Genomic DNA, 21,864 nt, shown 5'->3' on the forward strand with positions numbered 1-21,864 from the left:
TCTGCCGAGCGGCTGAGCGGGCGCGATCCGGCCCATGAAGGCGGCCCTGGAACGGCCCCCACGAGCGCGACGCCCGTACGTCAGGCGGCGCCGCTTCCGCAGGGCCGGCCTGGGATCCGCTCGCGAGTCCATGGTGCGGCCCCGTCTGCCGCGACGCGTTGTAGCGCGATGCTGGTCCAGGCCAGTGCCGGCGTCAGCACGATCATTCCCGCGGCGGCTGCCCGGTTGATGGCGCTCATGGGGGTCATGCGATCACCTCAACACGCACGCGCCCCACCCGGAAGACGATGGTGACGGAACCTCGTGGGCACACTATTCGCGCGAGCGCGGCACTGACCTGGCTGTACAGAGGAACGGGCCGACAGGCGCAGAGCCGCGCCGAAGGCCGGCGGAACTCTTGCGCCGAGTGCACGCCAACGCCACGCACACCTCGGGCAAGCAGCCTCGCAGAGGCCAGCCGGTCGGGGGCCTCCAGCGTCGTGGACCGGCGCGGGCGTGCAGGGCGGTGAGTGCGCTCTGGTAAGCGCTGGACGGGGTAATCCTGGATCCGCACCGCATCGCCAGGCGTCAGTGCCCGGATGATCAGGTCACGGTCATGTGATCGTGCCAGGTCGCGCCCGCCGTCGCCGGGCGAGTTCGGCCTCCTGGAGGCGCACCGGGCCGGGGCCTTGTCCCTCGAGGGCGTCGTCGGGGTTGAGGAGCAGGCAGGCCTTCATCGACAGACAGCCGCAGCCGATGCAACCGGTGAGTTCCTGTTCGAGGTTCTCGATGGCGCGGCGGCGCTCCTCGAGCTGCCTCCTCCAGATGCGGGACACTCGCTGCCAGTCCTTGTGCGTGGGCGCACGATCGGCAGGCAGCGTGGTGAAGACCTCGGCAACGTCCGACAACGGGATGTGCAGCCGCTTGGCCACGATGATCAGTGAAATCCGGCGCAGCATGTGCCGCGAGAAGACCCGCTGGCCGCCGACCCCGCGCTCGCTGATGATCAGGCCCCTGCGTTCGTAGAAGTGCAGCGCGGAAGCGGGCACCCCGGTCCTGCGGATGACCTCACCGATCGCCAGGTGATCGTCCGGGCTGGCGCGCACGATCATCCTCCTTCATTCTCCGGGCGTCGCCGCACGACCACGGATCAGGGCGATCACGACGACCGACAGCACCAGGCACAGTAGCCCGATCCCGAGCTGGGTCAACTGCCAGGACCAGGTGAACGCATCGAGTTCGACGGCCTCGGCACCGCGCGTGAGACGTCCCGCGCCGACCTCGGCGGCCCGTACGGCGTCGCCCAGCTTCGCGGAGAGGAGACCGGTGAGCGAGGCGCCGAACGCGGCGATCACCAGGGCCTCCGCGGCGCCGCGCAGGGTGTTGAGGAATCCGGCCGCCATGCCGACCGAGTCGGCCGGCACCAGCGCCATGGCCTGGCCGTCGGTGATGCCGAACGAGGCGCCCATGCCCACGCCGATCATCACCAGCGGGGCCGCGACGACCGCGACCGCGTGGTCGGCGTTCAGCGCGGTCAGCCACAGGTTCCCGGCCACGACCAGCGCCAGGGCGATCATGATCAGCAGCCGGGGCGACACTCCCCTGTTCACCAGAGTCACCGCCACCATGGGCACGACCAGGACGGGCGCGGTCAGCAGGAGCATCGCCGCGCCCGCCGCCGAAGGCGACAGGTCCGCCGCCGACTGCAGGTAGGTGGGCAGGAAGACCAGCACGCCGAGGAAACCGATCGAGGTGGTCAAGGTCGCCAGGCTCCAGCCCAGGAATCCCCGGTTGGTGACCAGGGCCGGGGCCAGCACCGGAGCGGGGCTGCGCCGTTGCATGACGCCGAACAGGGCCAGGCAGGCCAGGCCGGCGACCCCGATGATCAGGATGACCGGGTGCAGCCAGCCGAGCGCGGGCGCCTCGAGCAGCCCGAACATCAACAGCGACAGCGCGGCCACGAACAGAGCGCTGCCCGTCCAGTCGACCGGGCCACCGGCTTCCGCCCGCGACTCGCGGGCCCGGGTCGCGCCCAGGCCCACCAGCAAACTGACGACGGTGTAGACCGCGAACCCGCCCCGCCAGCCCGTGGCGTCGATCAGGAGCCCTGACAGGGTCGGGCCTATGGCGATGCCGATCCCGGCCATGGTCCCCATCAGAGCGAAGGCCCGGTTGCGCGCCGCGCCGTCGTAGCTGGCGGCCAGGATGGCTCCGCCGGCCGCCATGATCCCGGCCCCGCCTGCGCCGGAGACGATGCGAGCGACATCGATGACGATGATCGACGGGCTGAGCGCCGTCGCGAGGAATCCGGCCGCGAAGACCAGCGCCGCGACGACGAACACCCGGCGGCGGCCGACCCGGTCGGCGGCTGACCCCGCGATGAGGGTCATCGCCGCGAAGGCCAGGTTGTATCCGGCGACGACCCAGTTCAGCGGGGCACCGGAGGCTTCGAGGTCACGGCCGATGCTCGGCAGTGCGACCGCGGTCCCGGAGATGGACATCGCCACGATGACCACGCCGGTCAGGATCACCGGGAGGGTTGAGCGCGGCGGCTGATCCGTGGCGGGATGTCGGGCTGAGCCGGTGGCTGCGGTGTCCATGCTGTTCGCTCCTCTGGTCCTTCGGACGACGGCGAACAGCCCATCAGCTCAACCTAAGTTGAGGTCAACTGGCCAGGTCACAGCCGTTCTGGCGCAGCCGAACACACATACGGCGCAACCGCGGCGGAGGCGGTGCTCTCTTCGGGGCGTTGCGGTCACGGCAGTGGCGGGGACTTCAGCGGACCCGGCGGCGGGTGGCCACCATGCAGTCGGGAGCGTCTGGTGTGGGGTTGTCGTGGACGGTGGGGGATCGGTCGAGGACGGCGGTGTACTGCGCCGGCGTCGTAAAGTCGGGCTGGTGCATGAACGCCCGCCGCTACGCACGTCTCCCGCAGCGCTCCGAAGCACACGTGAACTGGCACGCCCTGCGGGATGCCGGTCCCCGAGGGCAAGACGTCGAAGAAGCGGCATCCCGCAGGGCGGCTTATACCAGCTAGGGGTATGTGGTATCGGGCTGGCCGGACGCCGGTGAGGAGGAGGTGAGCGGGGTCGACCAGTTCAAGGAGACGTTCACCCTGTGCCAGGACCCGGACTAACAGCGCGCCTTCATCGACGCCCTGGTCGCAGCCGGGGCACTCACGTTGGCCGACTACGAGGCCACCGGCGGCATCCACGGCGCCGTCGCCCACACCGCCGAGAACCTCTACGCCGATCTCGCCGGTTGGAGGGGCGGCGATCACACAGGGCAGTGTCCAAATCACGAGCCCCTCACGGCAGCGTGCTCCAGTAGGACCAGAACCGCACGCCGATCGCGGTGACGACGGTCAGGAACCACACGGTGAGCGGCACCGCGTGGTAGCTGACCACAGCCTGGACGGCGCGCCCGGCGCGGACGCCGGGCAGGTGGCGTTGCCGGAGGTTGTGCAGAGTGACGTACCAGAAGATCGGGATCGTGACCGCCCAAACCACCATGCAGTACGGGCACAGCGCGCCGATGACGTACAGGCTCTGGTAGATCAGCCAATGTATGAACACCACGCCGAAGGTGACCCCCGTCTGCAGGCCCAGCCAGAACCATCGGGGCAGGGCGGCGCCCGTCAACAGCACGACGCCGATCGCGGTGACGACGGCGAAGCCGGCCACGCCGAGCAAGGGGTTGGGGAAGCCGAACGCCTCGGCCTGCGGCGTGTTCATCACCGACCCGCACGACAGGACGGGGTTGAGGCTGCAACTCGGCACGTAGGCAGGGTTCTTCAGCAGAGCGATCTTCTCCACCGACAAGGTGAACGCGGCCGCGAACCCGGCCGGGCCGCCGAGCGTCAGCAGCCGGGGCAGCAGCCGCGGGAACGGCGCCGTCTCCTGCTCGTGCACGTCGCTCACCGGCGGCGCGGCGACGGGCTCAGCTTGCGAGCGCTGCATCGATGGCCGCCTTGAAGTCGGCTTCGGACTCGGGCTGCAGCCGCCGGCCGTTGAGGAAGAACGTCGGCGTCCCGGTCATCCCCAGGGCCTTGCCATCGGCGACGTCCTTGTTGATGCGCTCCAGCGTCTCCGGGGCGTTGTAGGCCTTCTCCCAGGCGGTCATGTCCAGGCCGAGGCTCTTGGCGAGGCCGCGGAAGACGTCGTCGGCGGGTACCCGCTTCTCGCCCCGCTGGGTCTGGGTTTCGTACATGCGCTGGTACATCGCCTCGAACTTGCCCTGCCGGGCGGAGGCCTCGACGGCGCGGGCGGCGCGCTCGGCGTTGAAGTGGCCGGGTAGCGGGAAGTGGCGTGCGACGAAGGTGACCTTGCCCGCGTACTGCTTGCGCAGGTCCTCCACCACTGGGAAGGCCGCCCGGCAGGCCTCGCACTCGAAGTCGAGGAACTCCACCAGCGTGACCTTGCCGTCCGGGGCGACCGAGAGTTTGTGGCTGTCGGCGCGCACGTACTGCGCCTTACCGGCGGCCACGACGGCAGTCTCGGGGCCGGAGAGCCGGTTGACGACGAGCACGGCGGCCAGCAAGACGATGAAAACGCCGATTACGGTCAGCGACACGGCGAGGTTCTTGTTCCGTTTGCGGGCGCGCGCCTCCTGCTCGCGCATCGCGTCGATCTTCTTGCGCCGTATCTGGCTCTGATCTGGGGTTTTCGCCATGCGCCCTCTCCTCACCGCAAGCAGCCCGTTCCCGCCCGGCATCGGACAATCCGATGAGCATTGATCGTTGTCTGACCAAGGTCGTGAAATGTCAGCCCGCCACACAGGAAGCGGCAGGCAGGGGCCAGTCTTGGTGGCTGATGGATTGTCTGGAAGCCGGATTCGCCGTCCAGACAAACAGTGCGCGCGGAACTGATGGCCAGAGCCAGTTCATCGCGCCGGGCCGTGATTCGTCTCCGTGTTCCGGCCTGAGCTGGAACACGCAGGTCAGCGCTCCCCCTCTGCACCCGCTCGTTCTCGGTCGTCGTCTCGTTCACGCCATGGAGCGCTGTGTCCGATCTTGTGCAGCCCTTGTCAGGGAGTCCCGGGCCGGCCGAGCTCCTCCACCCGTCGATGCTGCCCTCTTCGGAGAGAGCAGCGGCCGGTTCGACATGCTGAGGCTTGACGGGGGTGGCGATCACGCGGACGATCACGTTGCACCTTGACGGGCTGACGAAGCGAGGTCGCGGGGGATGAGCGACATGCCTGAGAATCGCCCGGGCGAAGAACTGCCACCGCCTATCGGTCCTCCCGCGTCTGGGCCGCCGTGGTCTTCCGGCCCTCCTGCGTCCGGGCCGGCGCCGCCTACCGGTCCTCCCGTGCCCGGCTTGCCACCCCCTGGCCCTTCCTTTCCCGGCGTTCCTTTCCCGGGCCCGCCGGTTCCAGGTGGTCCGCCGGTCGGCCGACGGACGCCGAATCGTCGCCGGATGTGGTTCCTCGTCGGCGGAGGAGCGGTGGCGGCGCTGGCCGCGGTGGCCGTCGCGCTCACCGTTCTGATCAGCAGCTTAGGTCGCCTGCCCGGCCTGACCCGCCCGGTGAACACGGCAGGCCCCGCTGCGACCACGGAGGTCAACAGCGCGATCAGCCATCTGGCCGGGCTCCCGGCGGCTCACTACAGGGGAACGCTGGCCGACCGCGGCCAGCAGCTGGGCCTCGACGTCAAGGTCACCTCAAAGGGGTCGACGGCGGGCACGGTGACCGTGAGCGGTCAGAAGATCAAGATATTCACCGCCGGCGGCAGCACCTATGTGAAGGCCGGACCGGGCTACTGGCGCACGAACGGCGCCACTGCGCGCCTGAGCAAGGAGTACGCCAAGCGCTGGGTCAAGATGAGCACCGGACCCGCCGGTTTCGCGCTGTCGAAGCTCCTCGCCCCGCCCAGTCTTGCCCGGCTGCTGGGCCTGTCCGGACAGGTCGACTTGTCGAGCGGCCCGGTCACCAAGGTCAACGGCGTCCAGGCACGTAAGGTGACTGCGCCGATTGGCGCCATCTATGTGACGACGACTGCTCCGTACCAGATCGTCCGCATCGATTCCGGGGCATCCGGCGGCGGTCCGGCACCTCCCACCCCCCATATCACCGGCACCGGTCTCTCCGGCGGCGCCCTCGTCGTGCGGCCGGCGCGATGGCGTGACGATTTCCGGTTGAACATCACCGTCTCCGCGCTGACGGGTGCCCAGGCACGGACGTTTATCGACCAGCTCAAGCAGGAAGCCAAGGCCCTCAGGGGCGCCATCGACTCCAGCGTGGCCTTCTCGGCGGCGAGCTCCGGCAGGCTGTCCCCCTGTAACAACAGCGGCTGCACCGCCACCATCACGATCAGCAACCGGGTAAAGCTCGACAGCCCCTATCTCAAGGTCGGCGCGATCACCGCCGACGTCATCATCGACTTCCAGCTGGACGGCAGGCCTGTCGGCTCATGCCGGCGGCAGGTCTCCATCCCTGCCAACGGCGAAGCGGTCGTCACCTGCAGCGTCTCCTACCACGCCGCCACCAACCGCAGCCACAGCGTCCGCGCGCAGTCCACCGGATTCGCCCGGGCCCTCGTCAAAGCCGAGATCCCGGCCACCATCAAGGCACTTGAGGCGGAACAGCAGGCAATCCCCTCTGCCGGCTCTGACACCGACAACATCGTGACCGACGCCCGCGTTCTGAGGACGCCGCGGGTGGGCACGACCGGCGGCGGACCGGGCAGATGGATCAAAATCAACTACACCAAGCGCAGGCATTGGATGCGTTACCAGGAGCAGGTCACGGGCGTTCGGATCAGCCGCGAGTACAAGGTCAACGGCGTCAAGTTCGACGGGTACGACGGCCCTCGGGGAGTCCTCCTGGATGCCAAGCTTGGCTACAGTAAGAAGCTTGACGAGCATGGAAACCTCACCAAGAAGCAGGCGGACAAGTTCAAGGTTCAGGCCAATCGGCAGATCGAGGCCGCCAAGGGGACCGGCAAGTCCATCGAATGGAGGTTCTCCAACGAGCGGGTGGCCAATGCCGTCAGGGAGTTCTTCGAAGAAGAGGGCATCAACATCAAGGTCGACCATCAGCGGATGAACTGGAAGATCAGATAATCGTGCGCAAGATTCTGGTGCGGGGATTCTGGGGTCCTCGCCGGCAGTCTGCGCAGGACTGCGCCGAACGCTGGGCCGCCTGCTTGACGAGGCTTCAGCGCACCGCGCCCGAGCTGTTCACCACCTGGCACTCGCCGCTGGACGAGGATGAGAAGGATCCTCCTGCGCTCAAGCCCGACGCAGGGAGCCTGCTGGCCGAAATGGCGCGCTTCGACGAGTACCTGGAGGTGGAACTCGGTGCCACGAAGGCGGAGCTGGGCTTCACCCTTTCCGCTTGGAGCACCGCGCCGCACGGGGGAAGCGTCGTGTTCCGCGGAACCGTGGGGTCTCATGCCGAAGGCTCAGAGGTCCGCAACAGCATCACGGTGACGATGCAGGGCGAAGAGGTGGCGGCGCACGGCTGGGAGGTCGCCGCCGGCATCCTCACCATCGTCGCCGAGCACTGGGACGTCGACTGGGGGGACGCGGGCCACGCCCAACTGTGGGCCCGGCTCAAGGAACATCGGTCGCTGCGGCCGTCCGACCTGCGAGCCGGATACGTCACCTACCTGTCGGCCCGCCGCTGGGCGGAGGCTCCGGCCCCGCAGGAGGGGACGATCAGTCCCTTGGGCGGCGGTGCGCTCATCGATCTGAGGGCGGAGGTGACCCGCGCGAGCAGTGATGACCCAGTTGTCCGGCTTGATCAAACGCTCGCCGCCTCGCCCGCGTTCACGCCGGTGCCTGACGACCGCGGGACCTGGTGAACCGTTCGATGAAGCTGTCACTCAAGTGCCGGTGACGCGGTGAAGGCGACGAGCCCAGCCGCCATGGTCGCGGCTGCCGCCACTCCTGGTGTCCAAGATGATGCTCGTGGCCGGTCTCACCGAAGGGCAGATCGCGCGGGCGGTCATCGAAGCGGCCGACCTCGACGGTGTGGCGACTACGTCGGGCGGTGACGCTTGATGACGGTCATCTGGACGCGCCACGAGTACACGTACGCTCCCGCGCCCGAGGTGCAGCCTGGCCGCCGGATCGTCTACACGACGCAGGCCGGCCGAGGGCCGGGAACGCCGGCGATCGACCGGGGCATGCACAAGGTGGTCGAACCGCTCAAGCGGAGCGGCAACGTCTGGGTACTCCAGTGCGAGCGCGAGGTGTTCTTCGGGCGTCACCCGCAGGCCGGGGTGCCCATCGCCGATGCGGCCTTGATCAGCGTCGGCGCCGAGGGCGATGATGCCTCATGAGCGACACCGTGAAGCTCCGCAGCTGGTCCGAGACGCGACGCGGAGGCCAGCGATGAACGCCACGCCGATCGACCTCACCGAGGGGCAACGCAAGCTCTTGATTCGCATCCGGGACTCCACAGTGATCACTGGCGACGTGAACACCTTGTGGGGCGACTGGGCGAAGCGCGCTGCCTTCAAGTGGCTGGCCGAACAGGGGCTGATTCGCGACGAGCGGGACGATCTTGCGAATGGATACCGCTGGCACCTCACCGACGCGGGCCGCGCCGAACTGGAACGGCGCGGGACCGAGGAACACCGCCGATGAGTGAGGTCCTGGACCATGGCGAGGTAGTGGCCGTTGACGCCGGCGATCTGGGTCAGGCACTCTGGGTGAGGCTCAGAGGGGCGTCCTTCTCCCGAAGCTGTCCCCAGCCGTCAGGTGGCGCTGATCGGGCACGCCTATTCTGGCCGGTTCCGGAATGGCTGAGTCGCAGGTCAGCGCATCCGAGACAATCTCCATGCGGTTCCAGGCGCATCCCAGCGCTGACGTCCGGTGCCGAAAGCTGCGGTTCGCTGGGCTGGTCGGGGTCCTGCTGAACGATCCCCTGATGTTCGGCTCCTGCTACACGCAGCTCACCGACGTCTTCCAGGAGCAGAACGGGAGCTACCGCTTCGAACGTACGATCCCGCATCCGCGCGGCCCAGCTCCGTCCCGCCGCGGCCGAAGCCGCTACGGGGGTGGCCACCGAGGTGGCCACCGGCGGGCGGCCACCTCGGAAGCACATGGCTAGGTCGCCAGACCCGAGTTGATCTCGGCGAGCAGCTGGGTCGCCTTCGTGTAGCGGACGAGGTTGTCCAGCGTGGGCGGCTGCGCGAGGGTGGCCTGGACGTGGCGGACGGCCTCGCCCACCGTCCGCACCCCCAGGGCCCGCGCGGTGAGGCCGTCCACGGCGGTGCCGGCGTTGATCCGGCGGTCGGCCAGGTTGAGCGTGGTGGCCAGCAGTTCGGCTCGCAGTGTGCGCGGCTGCGTCAGCGGCAGGGTGAGGACGGCGGTGGACTCCCGCAGGGAGAGCGCGCCGTTCGCAGCCGAGCCGTCGGCGCCGTCGAAGCGGTCGTCGGTGGCCTGGACGCGGGCGAGCGCCTCGGCGGTGCGCAGGTCGGGCCGCAGCGCCCAGAACGTGACCAGCCCCGGGTCGCGGCTGGGGGAGACGGTGGTGATCCGCGTTTCGGCCGCCGCGGCGGCGGGGCTGGTGGGGCACGGGCCGGAGCCGTCGGCGCTCAGCGAGACCGGCACGGTGACCGTCGCCGCGTCCAGGAACAGCAGGCTCGGCCGCGCGGTGAAGGCGATCGTGCCGGTCCCAGTGCCGGTCCCAGTGCTGGCGGGCAGCGTGCCGATGGCCCAGCGCAGCGTGGTGGTGCCGTCGGCGTTCCTGCTCACGGAGCCGGGGCGGGGCCCGGCGCCCTGGTCGAGCGCGGCGCTGTAGTAGAGGCCGGCGGGCAGCGTGGCGGTGAGCGTGGCGCCGGAGGCCGCGGCCCCGCCGGTGTTGCGGTAGGTCAGGGTGTAGGCGGCGGCCTCGCCGGCGTCGACGGTGGCGGGCGCGGTGACCGCCACGCCGATCACCGGCCGGTGCACCGTGGTGGACACCCCGGCGGTGTTGTCGGACAGGGTGCCGGTCTCGGCGTATCCGCGCTCATTGGTCCCCGACACGGCCGCCGTGTTCGTCAGGACCGTCCCGTCCGTGGTCGCACAGGGGACGTCGTAGGTGAACGTCTCCCGCGCGGAGCCGCCCGCCGGCACGTCGGACGTCGTGCGGTGGACGACGTCGCCGCCGGGCATCGTGTCGTCGATCTTCACCGCCGTGGCGGTGGCGGGGCCCTTGTTGCCCACGGCCACGGTGTAGGTGAGCCGGTCGCCGGGGGAGGCGTCCTGCCTGTCCACGGTCTTGGCGGCGGTGAGGTCGATCGGCGGGTTGAGACTCGCGGCGGCCTCGGCGGTGATCTCGGCGCTGCCCAGGCCGAGCACGCCCTTGTGCGCGCCGTCCTCGAACCAGGGGCTCTCGCGGAAATTGAGGTTCAGGTGGTCCCAGTCGTTCCAGGAGGTGAGGGTCTGCTTGGGGGAGACGGGACAGGACCTGGTGTCGGGGCCCATGATGATGTGGTTGACGTCCCCGGACTGGCTCGTCGCCCTGGTGCCGTCGCCGTTCCAGTCGACCGGCTTGTTGGCCGGCGTGGTCAGCGCGACTCCGGGTCTCCCGGCCACCACCGTCCCGTACACGACCGTCGCGCTACCCGCTCCCGGCAGGGCGTCGCCCACCTCGTCGAGCCCCTGGTCCTCGTTCATGGGGGCGCGCTCCTGGGGCTGGTAGTCCAGGGGGCGGGACGCGGTGGACGCCGTGGGGAACTGGTAGGAGTAGTTCATGACGCTCAGGTAGTTCGGCTTGCAGTTGATGCTGTCCAGGCCGCCGTGCTGCAGCCCGAGCGTGTGGCCGAGCTCGTGCATGAACGTGCCCGCCTCCGCCGCGGTCTGGCCGCCGTTGGCGGTGATCCGCGTGTTGTCCCACGCGCCGAGCGAGATGACGAAGTCGTTGCCGCCCGGCAGGGCGACGCGGGCCAGGTGGGCCAGGTCGACGTGCTGCTGGGTGTCGTCGCCCGCCTCGGCCTGGCCCGATGTGGTGCCGAGGCCGGTCAGCCCGTGCACCGACACGGCGTAGCGGAACGCCAGCCGCTTGGCGCCCAGGATGTTCTCGCAGTTGCGGGAGATCCGGTCGAGCACGTCGCCGAAGTTCCCGTCGCAGGCGATGGCGGGGTCGCCGAACTTGACATCGTCGAAGTCGTCCCAGCTGCCGGGGCTCTTGGTGTCGAACGTGATCCGCTCCGCCTCGCCGGCCCGCTCCCCGGTACGGACGTGCAGGGTGATGCCGTGCGCCGCGAAGGCGGTCACCACCTGGCTGATGGCGTTCGGGTCGAGCTCCCTGGAGCGCCGGCAGTACGACGCCAGGCAGAACATCGCGTCCAGCTCGACGAAGATGTCCTTCTTGTTCGGGTCGGCGCTGTACGGGGGCTGGTTCAGCGCGAGATCGACCGTGCCGTCCTGGTCGTAGTCGATGCCGTTGATCTCCCAGTCGTCCAGCAGCCCGTCCTGGTCGGTGTCACGGCCGGTGTGCACCTTCAGGGTGGTGGAGCAGGTGCCGATCGTCGTGTCGCCCGACAGCGTCGAGGTGATGTCGATCCGCAGGCCGCTCGCGTCGCCGAGGCCCTCCGCGTACGCCGGCGGCAGGTCGAACTCCCCCTGCACCAGCCCCGTCTCGGCCGATAACAACTGCCGGTAGAACGGCGTGGCGTGCCAGTAGTGGAACCCGGCCTCCACCGTGGCGGTGAACCAGCCGCTCTCCTGACTGTCGTTGAGGAAGGTGATGCGGGCACGGGGCCGCTCGCCCTCCGCGAGCGACAGGGGCGAGGTCCCGAGGAACTCGCACTCACCGTGCACCGCGGCGTCGGCGTGCCCCGCGGGGGCGCCGAGCAGGGCGGCGACGACGAATAGGACGAGCGGCACGATCACGCGGCGGATGAGCATGGGCCGAGTGTCGGCGCCCGCGCTCGTGCCGTCATGAGTAGCCCGTACTCATCCTGTTCCGGCGGCGGCCACAGCCTGGCCGCCACCCCTGCGACGGTGGTTCCACAGCCGGGCAACGACCCGTCCAGTCCGTCACTCATCTGAACTTCTGGGGCGAGGCGCGGGTCGAAATCCGAGTACGGGGTTACTCATGACCGATCTCGCCTGGGCCGGTGACGGTAGGGGAGTTCAGCCCGTGTCACCGAGGAAGCGCAGGAGAGATCATGAGTGGTAGGCGACTCGCCGTAGCCGTTGCGTCAGCCGGTCTGCTGGCCGGCACGCTCTGCGTGCCCGCCTCGGCGGCGACGTCGGCGTCGTCGGCCGGTCCGGTGTACTGGTACCAGGTCGTGGCTCAGCACAGCGGAAAGTGTCTGGACGTGGCGTACGCCAGAACCGGGCACGCCGCCAACGTCATCCAGGGCACCTGCGCTCCCCGCGGCAGCGGCTACAACCAGCAGTGGCGCATCGTCGACAGCGGCGCCTCCGGCAATTACATCCGCCTCATCGCCCGGCACAGCGGCCTGTGCCTCGATGTCGCCTATGCCAGCACCAAGCACGGAGCGAACGTCATTCAAGGCGTCTGCGGCGGCCCGGCCGCCTACAACCAGCAATGGCGCATCGAGTACGTCAAGAGCGACGGCACCGCCCGCATCCGCGCCCGGCACAGCGGAAAGTGTCTGGACGTGGCCAACGCTCGCCTTGAGCACGGCGCCAACGTCATTCAGGGCACCTGCGGCGGGCCCGGATCCGGCAACAACCAACTGTGGCGCTTCCAGCAGGTCGGCGTCAGCTGGGAATAGGATCCGATGGCCCCTGCAACGGGCTGGTCGTCTCACTACTCACCTGAGATCGTGACGGCGACCACGTCGGTGGTCATCGCGTTTCCGACGGTCGGTCTCATGGCGCACGGCGAGGCGCTTGACGTCGTGGGCGTCCATGAGGCGGGCGGCCGAGGCCGCGGACGCCTCGGGGGAGACGCTGATCGCCGGGCTCGTCAGCAGCGCTCCACCAGCTCGGGCGTGGGGTGGAGACCGACCTGCACGAAGGCCCGGCGGCTCGGCGGCTCGTCGAGATCTCCGCCGGCGCCACGCTCGTCGTGGTCGGTCCTGACCGACAACGAGCCGGACGCCTCCGCGGTCGAGTTCGCGTTCGCCGAGGCGGCCATGCGCGGGCTGCCTCTCGCCGCCTCGGCAGACCTGGGCAAGTGGGCGGCACGCCATCCGGTCGTGCCGGGAACGCCCGACTAGGCCCTACGAGCCGCGTCGGAAGGAGGCACCACGGCCACCGGGCAGACCGCGTGGTGGAGCACGCCATGGCTGACCGAGCCCAGCATCGCGGAGGCGAACCCGCCGAGGTCGCGCGAGCCCACCACGACGAGGTCGGCCGTGGACGAGGCGTTCCTGAGGGCGGCCACGGGGTGGTCGCAGGCCTGATCATCGACGATCCGCACGTCAGGGTTGCCCTCCCGCCAGGGCACGACCTGCTCGGCGGCCTCGCGGGCGTTCTGCTCGAAGCCCTCGCTGAGCACCCTGTAGGCGGTCGCGTACGAGGACAGGATCGGCGGCTGCCAGGCGTAGAGCACCAGGAGCTCCGCCTCCTGGGCGCGTGCCTGGGCCAGGGCGTACTCCATGGCTGCCTGGGACTGCCATCCGTCGTAGCCGACCACGATCCGGCCGTGCCGTACCGTGGCGGCCTCCCGGACGACGACGACCGGGCTCGCGGCGTGCCCGGCCAGCGCGAGGCTCGTGGAGCCGAGCACCATTCCGGCGAAGCCGCCCAATCCTCTGCTGCCCAGCACCAGACTGTCGGCTCCCGCCGACTCCCTCACCAGGTCGTCCACCACCGGGCCCGGCAGGATCTCCGTGCCGACCTCCACGCCCGGAGCCAGGCCGCGTGCCCGGTCCGCCGCCGATTCCAGCATCCCGGCACAGTACTCGGCCGTCCCGGCGTCGCGGGCCCACTGCTCGCACACGTGCACCAGGCGCAGCTCCCGCGAGCGTCTGCGGGCGTCAGCCGCGGCCCATTCGACCGCCGCCATCGAGGGCGGGGAGCCGTCCACGCCCGCCACGATCCGTCCAGTCATCTCTTTCGTCTCTCTGTCGATCATCCGGGCGGCAGCCGCGGGTTCAGCACGTCGGCAGGGGTCATCGCGACCGGGCACCAGGATTCGAGCAGCGCGGTCTGGGTGACGGGGCCGAGCAGCAGGCAGGCGGCGGCTCCGTTCCCCCGGTTGCCGAGGACGAGGAGCGTGGCGTCCTTAGTCGAGTCGACCAGTACACGTCGGGGGGTTCGGTCACGAACTCGGTGAACACCGTCACCTCGGGGCGTCTGGCGGCCAGATGGGAGACGACCTCCCGGAAGCGGTCCTCCGCGCCCCTGCGCAGCGCGTCGGAGTCGACGAAGGGGAGGGGATCCGGCCAGGACGCCGATCCGCAGTCGGACCAGCAGCACAGGGCCGTCACGCTGCCGTCGCGCAACGCCGCCTCGTCCAGCGCGAAGTTCAGGGCCGCCAGGCTGGGCGGCGACCCGTCGAGACCGACGACGATCCGGGCGTCCCGGTCGTCGGCCGGCTGGAGGGACGGACGTACGACCACGACGGGCCTGGCGCTGTGCGCGGGCACCTGCACGGCGGCCGATCCCACCTGGAGCCCTTCGAATCCACCCTGGCCACGGGAGCCGAGCACGGTCAGCTCCGCCCCGCGCGCGACCTCCAGCAGCACCGCCGCGGGCGTGCCCTTTCCCAGGACCGGCTGGACGTCCACCTCCGGAGCCAGCTCCTTGGCGCGGCGCACGCCCTCGTCGACGACGCCGAGGGTGACCTGCTCGATCTGCGTGAGGACCTCCTCGGCGACCGGCCTCGGCGCGTAGGGCCAGTGCAGGGCGTGGCAGACCAGTACGGGGAGCCTCCGCAGCCGCGCCTCCTCGACCGCCCAGCGCAGCGCGTCACGGCTCTCGGGCGAGTCGTCGTAGCCGACCAGGATGGGCCGGTCGGCCTGGTCATCGCGCACTGCCGCCTCCTGGGCGAGGAATGGTCCTGCCGGGATGAGCCTTCCCGCCGCTTGCGGGATGAGCCTCACCGGCCGGGAAACTCTTGGTCTGTCTCGCTTGCCCTGGCTTGTCCGTCAACGGGCTCCAGGCGCACCGCCGTGACCTTGTACTCGGGGCACGACGTCGCGGCGTCGCCGCGATCCGAGGTGAGGGCGTTGACTCCGCTGGCGGGGAAGTGGAAGGCGCAGAACACCTGGCCGGGTGTCATGTCATCGCTGACCTGGACGGTCAGGTGCGCCTCCCCGTGGCGGCTGCGCACCGTGACGCGGTCGCCGTCGCCCAGGCGGTGGCGGGCCGCGTCGACGGGATGGACGTCGAGCCGGTCGGTGGGGTCGAGCAGGAGATTGTCCGTACGCCGGGTCATGCCGCCGGAGTTGTAGTGCGCCCAGCGCCGCCCCGTGACCATGACCAGCGGGTAGCGGTCGTCGGGTTCCTCGCCCGGCGGCAGGTAGGGCGCGGCGCTCAGGTGCGCCAGCCCGTCCGGGGTGGCGAATCGTTCCCGGTGGAGCGAGGACTCTCCGGGCCGGTCCGGATGACGGCACGGCCAGGCGACGGCCCCTTCCCGGTCGAGCCGCTCGTGCGACAGACCCGCGAAGACGGGGGCCAGCCGGCCGCACTCGGCCAGTGCCTGAGCGGGTGTGGCGCACCCGAGGTCGGCGCCGAGCGTCGCGGCAACCGCGTGGATGATCTCGAAGTCGGGCCGCGCGGCCCCCGGCGGGGCGAGCGCGGCCCGCACCCGCTGGAAGCGGCGGTCGAAGTTGACGAACGTGCCGTCCTTCTCCAGCCAGGACGCGGCGGGGAACACGACGTCGGCCCCGCGCGCGGTCTCGGACAGGAACAGCTCGTCGCAGATCACGAGCGGGCACCTCTCCAGGGCCTGGACGACCTGGTTGCTGTCGGGATCGGTGGCGCACACGTCCTCGCCGAGGATCCACAGGGCGCCCAGCTCTCCGGAGCGGGCGGCGGCGAACATCTCCGGGATCCGCAGGCCGGGCCGGGGCGGGACGGGCACGCCCCACACGCGTTCCGCGCGGAGGCGGGCGTCGGCGTCGGTCACCTTGGCGTACCCGGGCAGGAGGTCGGGGAGGGCCCCCATGTCGGACGCGCCCTGGACGTTGTTCTGGCCGCGCAGCGGGTTCACACCGAATCCGCGCCCGGTGCCGACCGCTCCGCGAAGGATGGCGAGGTTGGAGAGGGCGCGTACTCCGTCCGTGCCGTGCAGGTGCTCGGTGACGCCCAGCCCGTAGACGATCGCCGGTCTCTCCGCCAGGCCGAACAGCCGCGCGGCGGCGACGACGTCGGAGGCGGGCACGCCCGTGACGCCGGCCGTACGGTCGGGGGAGTAATCAGCGAGCAGCGCGGTGAGCTCGGGCAGACCGGCCGACCGCTCGCGCAGGAACTCGTCGTCGATCAGGCCCTCGGCCAGCATCACGTGGGCCATCGCATGGAAGAGGGCGACGTTGGTACCGGGACGGGGGCGCAGGTGGACGTCGGCATGGCGGGCCAGGCCCACCGCGCGCGGGTCGGCGACGACGAGCCGCGTCCCGCGCAGCACGCGCTGGAGGAGCCGTGCGCCGACCACGGGGTGCGCCTCGACCGGGTTCGCGCCTACCAGCAGCAGGCAGTCGGCGCTCTCCACGTTCTCGAAGGGGTCGGTCCCGCCCGGCAGGCCGAACGCCGCGGTCAGGCCGGCCGCCGACGGGGCGTGGCACAGCCGTGAGCAGTTGTCGACGTTGTTGGTGCCGATCACCGTCCGCATGAACTTCTGCAGCAGGTAGTTCTCCTCGTTGGTGGCCCTGGCCGAGGAGATCGCCGCCACCGCGCCGGGGCCGCCCGCCGCGACCGCCGCGCGAAGCCCTCGGGCCACGTGCTGGAGGGCTTCTTCCCAGCTCACCGGTTCCAGGCGGCCGTCGCGGCGCAGCAGCGGCCGGGTGAGCCGGTCGGGCGAGCGGAGGAAACCGTGGGCGAAGCGGCCCTTGACGCAGGCGTGGCCGCGGTTGACGGGGCCGTCGTGGGCGGGCAGCACGGCGGTCACCGAACCGCCGCTGGTGAGCACGTCCAGAGAGCAGCCGACCCCGCAGTAGCCGCAGGTGGTGCGGGTACCCGGCAGTTCCGGTGCCTGGTCGCCGCCGGGCAGGCCGGGCTCGGTGAGCGCGCCGGTGGGGCAGGTGTCGACGCAGCCGCCGCAGGCGACGCAGTCGGACTCCGCCCACGGCCCTCCCGTGCCGGGCGCGACCACCGTCTCGGAGCCCCGTCCGGCCAGGGTGAGGGCGAAGGTGCCCTGGACCTCGGCGCACATGCGCACGCACCGGCCGCAGGCGATGCACAGGTCCCGGTCGAGGCGGACGTACGGGTGGCTGTCGTCGCGGCCCCGGCCGCCGGCTCCCCGGGCCGTGTCCGGCGCGATGCCGAGGTCGTGGCAGACCCTGGCCAGCTCGCTGCGGCCGTGCTCGCCGTCCAGGGCGTGCGGCGGCAGGACCGAGACGATGACCTCCACGGCCTCGCGGCGCAGGGAGCGCAGGTCATCCGCGTCGACCTCGATCGGGGCGTCCTCTGCGGCCGGTGTCACACACGCGGCGACCACCTTGCCGCCGGCTCTCACCAGACAGGCGCGGCAGGAGCCGGCCGGCGTCAGGCGGTCGTCGTGGCACAGCGTGGGCAGGCCGATCCCGGCCGCGCGGACGGCGTCGAGAACCGAGGCGCCCTCGGCCACGTGCGCGGTCGTCCCGCCGACGCGCACTCTCACCCGTCCCACCCCGCGAGCCGGTCGCCGAAGGCGCCGACGAGGCTGCGCACGGCCGCCGGGACGCGCCGCCCGAAGGCGCACAGGCTGGCCTCACCCATGACGCGGAGCAGCCGCCCGTGCTCCTCGCCGGCCTGCCCGGCCCGGACGAGCTCCAGGCCCCGCCGCGACCCGACCCGGCAGGGCGAGCAGGCCCCGCAGCTCTCGGCAGCGGCGAACTCCCACACATGGCGCAGCACGTCCGCGGGGTCGATCCGCTGGTCGAAGGCGACCAGCCCGGCATGCCCGAGCGCCGCCCCGCGCGCGGCCAGATCCGTCTCCGACAGCGGCACGTCGAGCTGGTCGGCGGCGAGGAAGCCGCCCAGAGGGCCGCCGACCTGGACGACGGTCAGGTCCGAGCCCTCGCGCAGGCCGCCGCCGAGCTCCTCGACGATCCTGAGCACGGGCGTGCCGAGCTCGACCTCGTAACAGCCGGGCCGGGCGAAGCGCTCGGACAGGCAGACGAGCTTGGTGCCGGTCTCCGACAGAGTGCCGCGCGCGGCGTAGGCGTTCCCGCCGTGCTCGACGATCCAGGGGATCGCGGCCAGCGTCTCGACGTTGTTCACGACGGTGGGAGCGTCCCACAGGCCGTGCTGTGCCGGGTACGGCGGGCGCGGCCGGGCGCAGCCGCGCCCGCCTTCGAGCCCCGAGATGAGGGCGGTCTCCTCACCGGCCACGTAGGAGCCGGACCCCTCGGCCACCTCGATGTCGAGATCGACGTCGGTGCCGTGGACGCGCCGTCCCAGATGTCCGTCGGCATGGGCCCGCTCGACCGCCGTCCGCATGGTCGCCAGCGCGCGCGGGTACTCCGATCGGACCAGCACCACACCACGGCTGCCTCCGCAGGCGAAGCAGGCCAGCGCCAGCCCCTCCAGCACCCGCCCCGGATCCGCCTCCATCAGCAGCCGGTCCGCGTAGGAGCCGGGATCGCCCTCGTCCCCGTTGGCCACCACCACCGTGCCGGGCGAGCGTCCGGCAGCGGCCCACTTGGCGGCGACCGGGAACCCGGCGCCGCCGCGTCCGCGCAGCCCGGAGGCCGCCACCTCGCCGAGAACCCGCTCGGGCGTCCCGGCGCGCAGGACCGCGGGCCATGCCCGCCAGGCCTCCTGACCTTGGACGACGCCCGCGAGCACGACGGGAGCGCCGGTGACGTCGGCGGCGGGAATCGGCGGATCGCAGGGCGGTGCCAGGCCGGAAAGCTGTTCGGCGAGCGTCGCCCCCGTGCACGGCGTGTCGCCGTCGAGGCAGGCGGGGCCCGCGTAGCAGTAGCCGAGGCACCGGACGCCCTGCAGGGAGAGCTCCCCGTCCGCGTCGACGTGATCGGTGGCGACGCCCAGCGCCTGCTCGACCTCGCTGACGTGCCCGCCCGCCCGAGCGGCGAAGCAGGCCGCCGCGGTGCAGACCCGTACGTGGCGCCGGCCGTGCGGGGCGGCCAGGTCGGCGTAGAAGGTGGCCGGCCCGAGCGCCGAGGCCGCGGGCAGCCCGAACCGCGAGGCCGTTTCCGGAGCCCAGGTCTCGGCGGGCCCGTGTCCGGCCGCGGCGGCCTCGGTGAGGGCGTCGAGCAGCCGGACCCCAGGACGGCCGTGACGGTCTGCCAGGGCACGGAACGCGTCGAACCGGCTGTGAGCACCCACGTTCCTCTACATGCGCCCCTGATCCGCCGCCACACCCCGGCGAGGGTCAGGCTTGGGCAAGGGACTGTCCGCGATCGCGCTGAGTGGTTTCTGGTTACTCGTTTCTAGATGTCGGTTTCGGGAAGCCGGAGGTCGAGGGTTGCGGGGCGGGGAGGGTGATGCGCGAACCGATCGGGGCGTACCCTATGTGATCGGCGGAGCTCCCTGAAATCCTCCCTGGGGAGCAGGTCGGCCTCTGAGACGACGCCCACGACCCGCCTGTCGTCGTCCACCACGAGCATCGCGTCCACCTGGTGTTCGATCCGTGCCTTGGCGATCTCCTTGGAGGGAGTCCGACCGGATGAACCGGCCCTCTCCTTAGATGGCGGCAGCGGTGCGGGGTGAAGGCGAGTGCCGATGGTCCCCGGAGTGAGGGGACGAACGACCCGACACTGAGTGACCGACGCGGGGCGTGGGCTGCTTCACTGGACGTCCCGGATGTGATGGCCTGGGTGCATCGTCTCCAGGAGGTGGACCATGAGCACGCGCTCGCCGAAGCAGGCAATGGACGCGGCGGTCGAGGCCGGTCGATGGGCTCCTTCCGTGCACAACACCCAGCCGTGGACCTTCTCGGTCTCCGAAGAGGAGATCGGCCTGAAGGCCGACACCGCGAGGAAGCTCGCGGCGAGCGACGTCGCCGGCCGGGAGCTGCTGATCAGCTGCGGTGCCGCCCTGTTCACCATGCGCACCGCCATGCGCTGCGAGGGGTACGAGCCCGTGGTCCGCATCCTCCCCGACCCCGATCGGCCGGGGCTGCTGGCGACGATCAGGCCGGGCCAGGAGGCCGAGGCCGACGAGACCACCCGGTTGCTCGGCGGCGAGATCCAGCGGCGGCACACGCACCGGGCGGGCTTCGCCGACGTGCCGATCCCTGATCGGTTCGTGGAGTCGCTGGTGAAGGCGGCCATGAGCGAGGGCGCCAAGCTGACGCCCGTCCGCGCCGCGGACGCGGTGAACGTCCTGGCCGCGCTCACGCAGGCGGCGCAGTCCGTCCAGGCGCAGGACCAGAGGTTCAACCTGGAGGTCATCCGCTGGGCCAGACCGCCGGGCAGTACCCGTACCGACGGCGTGCCTGCCGAGAGCTACCCGCGGGAGGCCGCGCCGACCGCGCCGCACTTCCCGCAGCGCCAGTACTCCTGGCGGCAGGGCTGGGGCGCCGAAGGCGGCCAGGAGGAGACAGCGATCGGGGTCGTGGCCGTCATGACCACCCGGGGTGACGGCCGGGAGGAGTGGATCGCCACCGGTCAGGCGCTCCAGCGGGTCCTGCTGCACGCCTCCGCGCACGGGGTCAGCGCCGCGTTCCACACCCAGGCGCTGGAGATGGACCTGCTGCGCGAGTTCCTGCGCCAGGAGCTGTTCTCCGGGGAGCACCCGCAGATGATCATGCGGCTGGGCGTCACGTTCGACGACAGGGAGACGCCCCGCCGGCCGCTCTCCGACGTCCTGGAGTAGAGGGGACCAAGGTCCTCCCGCCGGGGGGCGTACGACACTGAGCGCGGACGGGCGCGGGCGGTGTGATGGAGGTGCGAACAAAGGACGCACCCCCCACCGAAAGGGAGGCCCGCCATGGCCACCACCAGTCACCAGCCCGTGATGGAGGGGGACGCCGGCACAGCGGCGCACACCCCCGTCGAGTACGTCTGGGCGGTCGCCCGGATCGCGATCGGCTGGATCTTCCTGTGGGCGTTCCTGGACAAGACGTTCGGCTGGGGTTTCGCGACCCCGGCGAACAAGGCGTGGATCGCCGGGGGCAGCCCGACGACCGGCTTCCTCAAGGGCACCGGCGAGAACGCGCTCGGCGGCCTGTTCGCTTCGCTGGCCGGTCAGGCGTGGGTGGACTGGCTGTTCATGGCCGGTCTGCTGGGCATCGGCCTGGCGCTGGTCCTCGGGATCGGCACCCGGGTCGCCGCGGTCACCGGCACGCTGATGCTGGTCCTGATGTGGGCGGCTGAACTGCCCTTGGCCAACAACCCCTTCATGGATGAGCACATCGTCTACGCGATCGTCCTGATCGGCCTGGCCCTGGCCGGCGCCGGAACCACTCTCGGCCTCGGCAACCTGCTCGTCGTGCGGCGCAACGCCTGGCTCAGGTGATCCCTCAACTCGTCGGCCCACCCCTTGCCTGGGTGGGCTTCCGGCGTTCCTTGGATCCCGAGGGGCTTCCCGGCCGTGCGGCGCTGCCGGCCTGTGGGCGGCCGACGGCCCCCTGCGCGCGAGCTCAGCGCGTGTGGTCGGCGCGGTTCCACCACGCGGCGGCCCGCCGATCATGAAGCTGGCCGTTTGCAGCCAGCCGCGTTCGCCGGTGCCGAGCTGGCTGGCGCCGTTGTGCCAGAGGCTGTAGCCGGGCCGGGTGGCGCCGTCGACCAGCAGCACCGCTGGCACGAGTACTCCGGCGGCGATTCCGCAGCTGAGAAGGGTTGTGGTCGGGCGCATGGGGAGCAAGCCTCCTAGCTCCGCGATCGGAAGATCGCGGGCCGACCAGGCTTCCCGGCTCACCGACGTT

General features: G+C 71.0%; 17 protein-coding genes and 2 pseudogenes. 7 read left to right on the forward strand and 12 right to left on the reverse strand.

The genetic code is table 11. The features are described 5' to 3' along the window. Positions 1-593 precede the first annotated feature (593 nt). The 4 genes from soxR to ACFYYW_RS01180 all read right to left on the reverse strand — a co-directional run bounded on the left by soxR (position 594) and on the right by ACFYYW_RS01180 (position 4,650). Positions 594-1,091, reverse strand: a complete 498-nt coding sequence (gene soxR, locus ACFYYW_RS01165) for a redox-sensitive transcriptional activator SoxR (RefSeq protein WP_387643553.1) — start codon at positions 1,089-1,091, stop codon at positions 594-596. 6 nt (positions 1,092-1,097) lie between these two features. Then, the gene (locus ACFYYW_RS01170; protein WP_387643555.1) at positions 1,098-2,579 is read right to left on the reverse strand and encodes an MFS transporter; all 1,482 of its coding nucleotides are present in this window, start codon (positions 2,577-2,579) and stop codon (positions 1,098-1,100) included. A 708-nt stretch (positions 2,580-3,287) separates the two neighbouring features. After that, positions 3,288-3,938 (reverse strand): vitamin K epoxide reductase family protein, encoded by a 651-nt coding sequence (locus ACFYYW_RS01175; RefSeq protein WP_387643557.1) that lies wholly within the window; start codon positions 3,936-3,938, stop codon positions 3,288-3,290. Beyond that, positions 3,919-4,650 carry a DsbA family protein gene (locus tag ACFYYW_RS01180; RefSeq protein WP_387643559.1) on the reverse strand — a complete coding sequence of 244 codons (732 nt, stop codon included), beginning with the start codon at positions 4,648-4,650 and terminating at the stop codon, positions 3,919-3,921. The genes ACFYYW_RS01175 and ACFYYW_RS01180 overlap by 20 nt, the downstream gene beginning before the upstream one ends. A 746-nt stretch (positions 4,651-5,396) precedes the next feature. Between ACFYYW_RS01180 and ACFYYW_RS01185 the strand changes: the two genes are divergently transcribed. From ACFYYW_RS01185 to ACFYYW_RS01200, 4 genes are all read left to right on the forward strand, one after another. Continuing rightward, entirely contained in the window at positions 5,397-7,040 is a 1,644-nt protein-coding gene (locus ACFYYW_RS01185; RefSeq protein ID WP_387643561.1) for a Tox-REase-5 domain-containing protein, read from the forward strand. Between the two features lie 2 nt (positions 7,041-7,042). Continuing rightward, positions 7,043-7,783, forward strand: coding sequence for an Imm52 family immunity protein (locus ACFYYW_RS01190; protein ID WP_387643563.1), 741 nt, complete (start codon positions 7,043-7,045; stop codon positions 7,781-7,783). A gap of 198 nt (positions 7,784-7,981) precedes the next feature. Further along, positions 7,982-8,263 (forward strand): hypothetical protein, encoded by a 282-nt coding sequence (locus ACFYYW_RS01195; RefSeq protein ID WP_387643565.1) that lies wholly within the window; start codon positions 7,982-7,984, stop codon positions 8,261-8,263. Between the two features lie 52 nt (positions 8,264-8,315). Next, on the forward strand, positions 8,316-8,570 hold the full coding sequence (locus ACFYYW_RS01200; RefSeq protein WP_387643567.1) for a hypothetical protein: 255 nt from the start codon (positions 8,316-8,318) through the stop codon (positions 8,568-8,570). A gap of 462 nt (positions 8,571-9,032) precedes the next feature. Here the strand turns inward: ACFYYW_RS01200 and ACFYYW_RS01205 are convergent, their stop codons facing one another. Then, positions 9,033-11,819: a hypothetical protein gene (locus ACFYYW_RS01205; RefSeq protein ID WP_387643569.1), complete on the reverse strand. Its 2,787-nt coding sequence runs from the start codon at positions 11,817-11,819 to the stop codon at positions 9,033-9,035. A 263-nt stretch (positions 11,820-12,082) separates the two neighbouring features. On the opposite strand from ACFYYW_RS01205, the gene ACFYYW_RS01210 reads away from it, so the two are divergent. Next, entirely contained in the window at positions 12,083-12,658 is a 576-nt protein-coding gene (locus ACFYYW_RS01210) for an RICIN domain-containing protein (protein ID WP_387643571.1), read from the forward strand. Between the two features lie 194 nt (positions 12,659-12,852). Here the strand turns inward: ACFYYW_RS01210 and ACFYYW_RS01215 are convergent, their stop codons facing one another. The 6 genes and pseudogenes from ACFYYW_RS01215 to ACFYYW_RS01240 form a co-directional block, all read right to left on the reverse strand. Beyond that, positions 12,853-13,023 carry a hypothetical protein gene (locus ACFYYW_RS01215; protein WP_387643573.1) on the reverse strand — a complete coding sequence of 57 codons (171 nt, stop codon included), beginning with the start codon at positions 13,021-13,023 and terminating at the stop codon, positions 12,853-12,855. 78 nt (positions 13,024-13,101) lie between these two features. Then, positions 13,102-13,941 (reverse strand): universal stress protein, encoded by an 840-nt coding sequence (locus ACFYYW_RS01220; RefSeq protein ID WP_387643575.1) that lies wholly within the window; start codon positions 13,939-13,941, stop codon positions 13,102-13,104. Positions 13,942-13,961: 20 nt separating this feature from the next. Beyond that, positions 13,962-14,935 (reverse strand): annotated as a pseudogene (locus tag ACFYYW_RS01225) (universal stress protein). Next, positions 14,932-17,652 carry a formate dehydrogenase subunit alpha gene (gene fdhF / locus ACFYYW_RS01230; RefSeq protein ID WP_387643577.1) on the reverse strand — a complete coding sequence of 907 codons (2,721 nt, stop codon included), beginning with the start codon at positions 17,650-17,652 and terminating at the stop codon, positions 14,932-14,934. The pseudogene ACFYYW_RS01225 and the gene fdhF overlap by 4 nt, the downstream one beginning before the upstream one ends. Further along, the gene (locus ACFYYW_RS01235; RefSeq protein ID WP_387643579.1) at positions 17,649-19,322 is read right to left on the reverse strand and encodes an NAD(P)H-dependent oxidoreductase subunit E; all 1,674 of its coding nucleotides are present in this window, start codon (positions 19,320-19,322) and stop codon (positions 17,649-17,651) included. The genes fdhF and ACFYYW_RS01235 overlap by 4 nt, the downstream gene beginning before the upstream one ends. Positions 19,323-19,426: 104 nt before the next feature. Then, positions 19,427-19,720, reverse strand: coding sequence for a CBS domain-containing protein (locus ACFYYW_RS01240; protein WP_387645472.1), 294 nt, complete (start codon positions 19,718-19,720; stop codon positions 19,427-19,429). 118 nt (positions 19,721-19,838) lie between these two features. Here ACFYYW_RS01240 and ACFYYW_RS01245 point away from each other — a divergent pair, with 118 nt between their 5' ends. Continuing rightward, entirely contained in the window at positions 19,839-20,813 is a 975-nt protein-coding gene (locus tag ACFYYW_RS01245) for an Acg family FMN-binding oxidoreductase (protein ID WP_387643581.1), read from the forward strand. 114 nt (positions 20,814-20,927) lie between these two features. Then, positions 20,928-21,455 carry a hypothetical protein gene (locus tag ACFYYW_RS01250; protein WP_387643583.1) on the forward strand — a complete coding sequence of 176 codons (528 nt, stop codon included), beginning with the start codon at positions 20,928-20,930 and terminating at the stop codon, positions 21,453-21,455. Positions 21,456-21,629: 174 nt separating this feature from the next. On the opposite strand, the pseudogene ACFYYW_RS01255 reads toward ACFYYW_RS01250, so the two are convergent. Next, a pseudogene (locus ACFYYW_RS01255) lies at positions 21,630-21,794 on the reverse strand (DUF998 domain-containing protein); the annotation flags it as partial. Positions 21,795-21,864: the final 70 nt, after the last annotated feature.

The sequence above is a fragment of the Nonomuraea sp. NPDC001831 genome (assembly GCF_042892035.1).
Taxonomy (GTDB): domain Bacteria; phylum Actinomycetota; class Actinomycetes; order Streptosporangiales; family Streptosporangiaceae; genus Nonomuraea.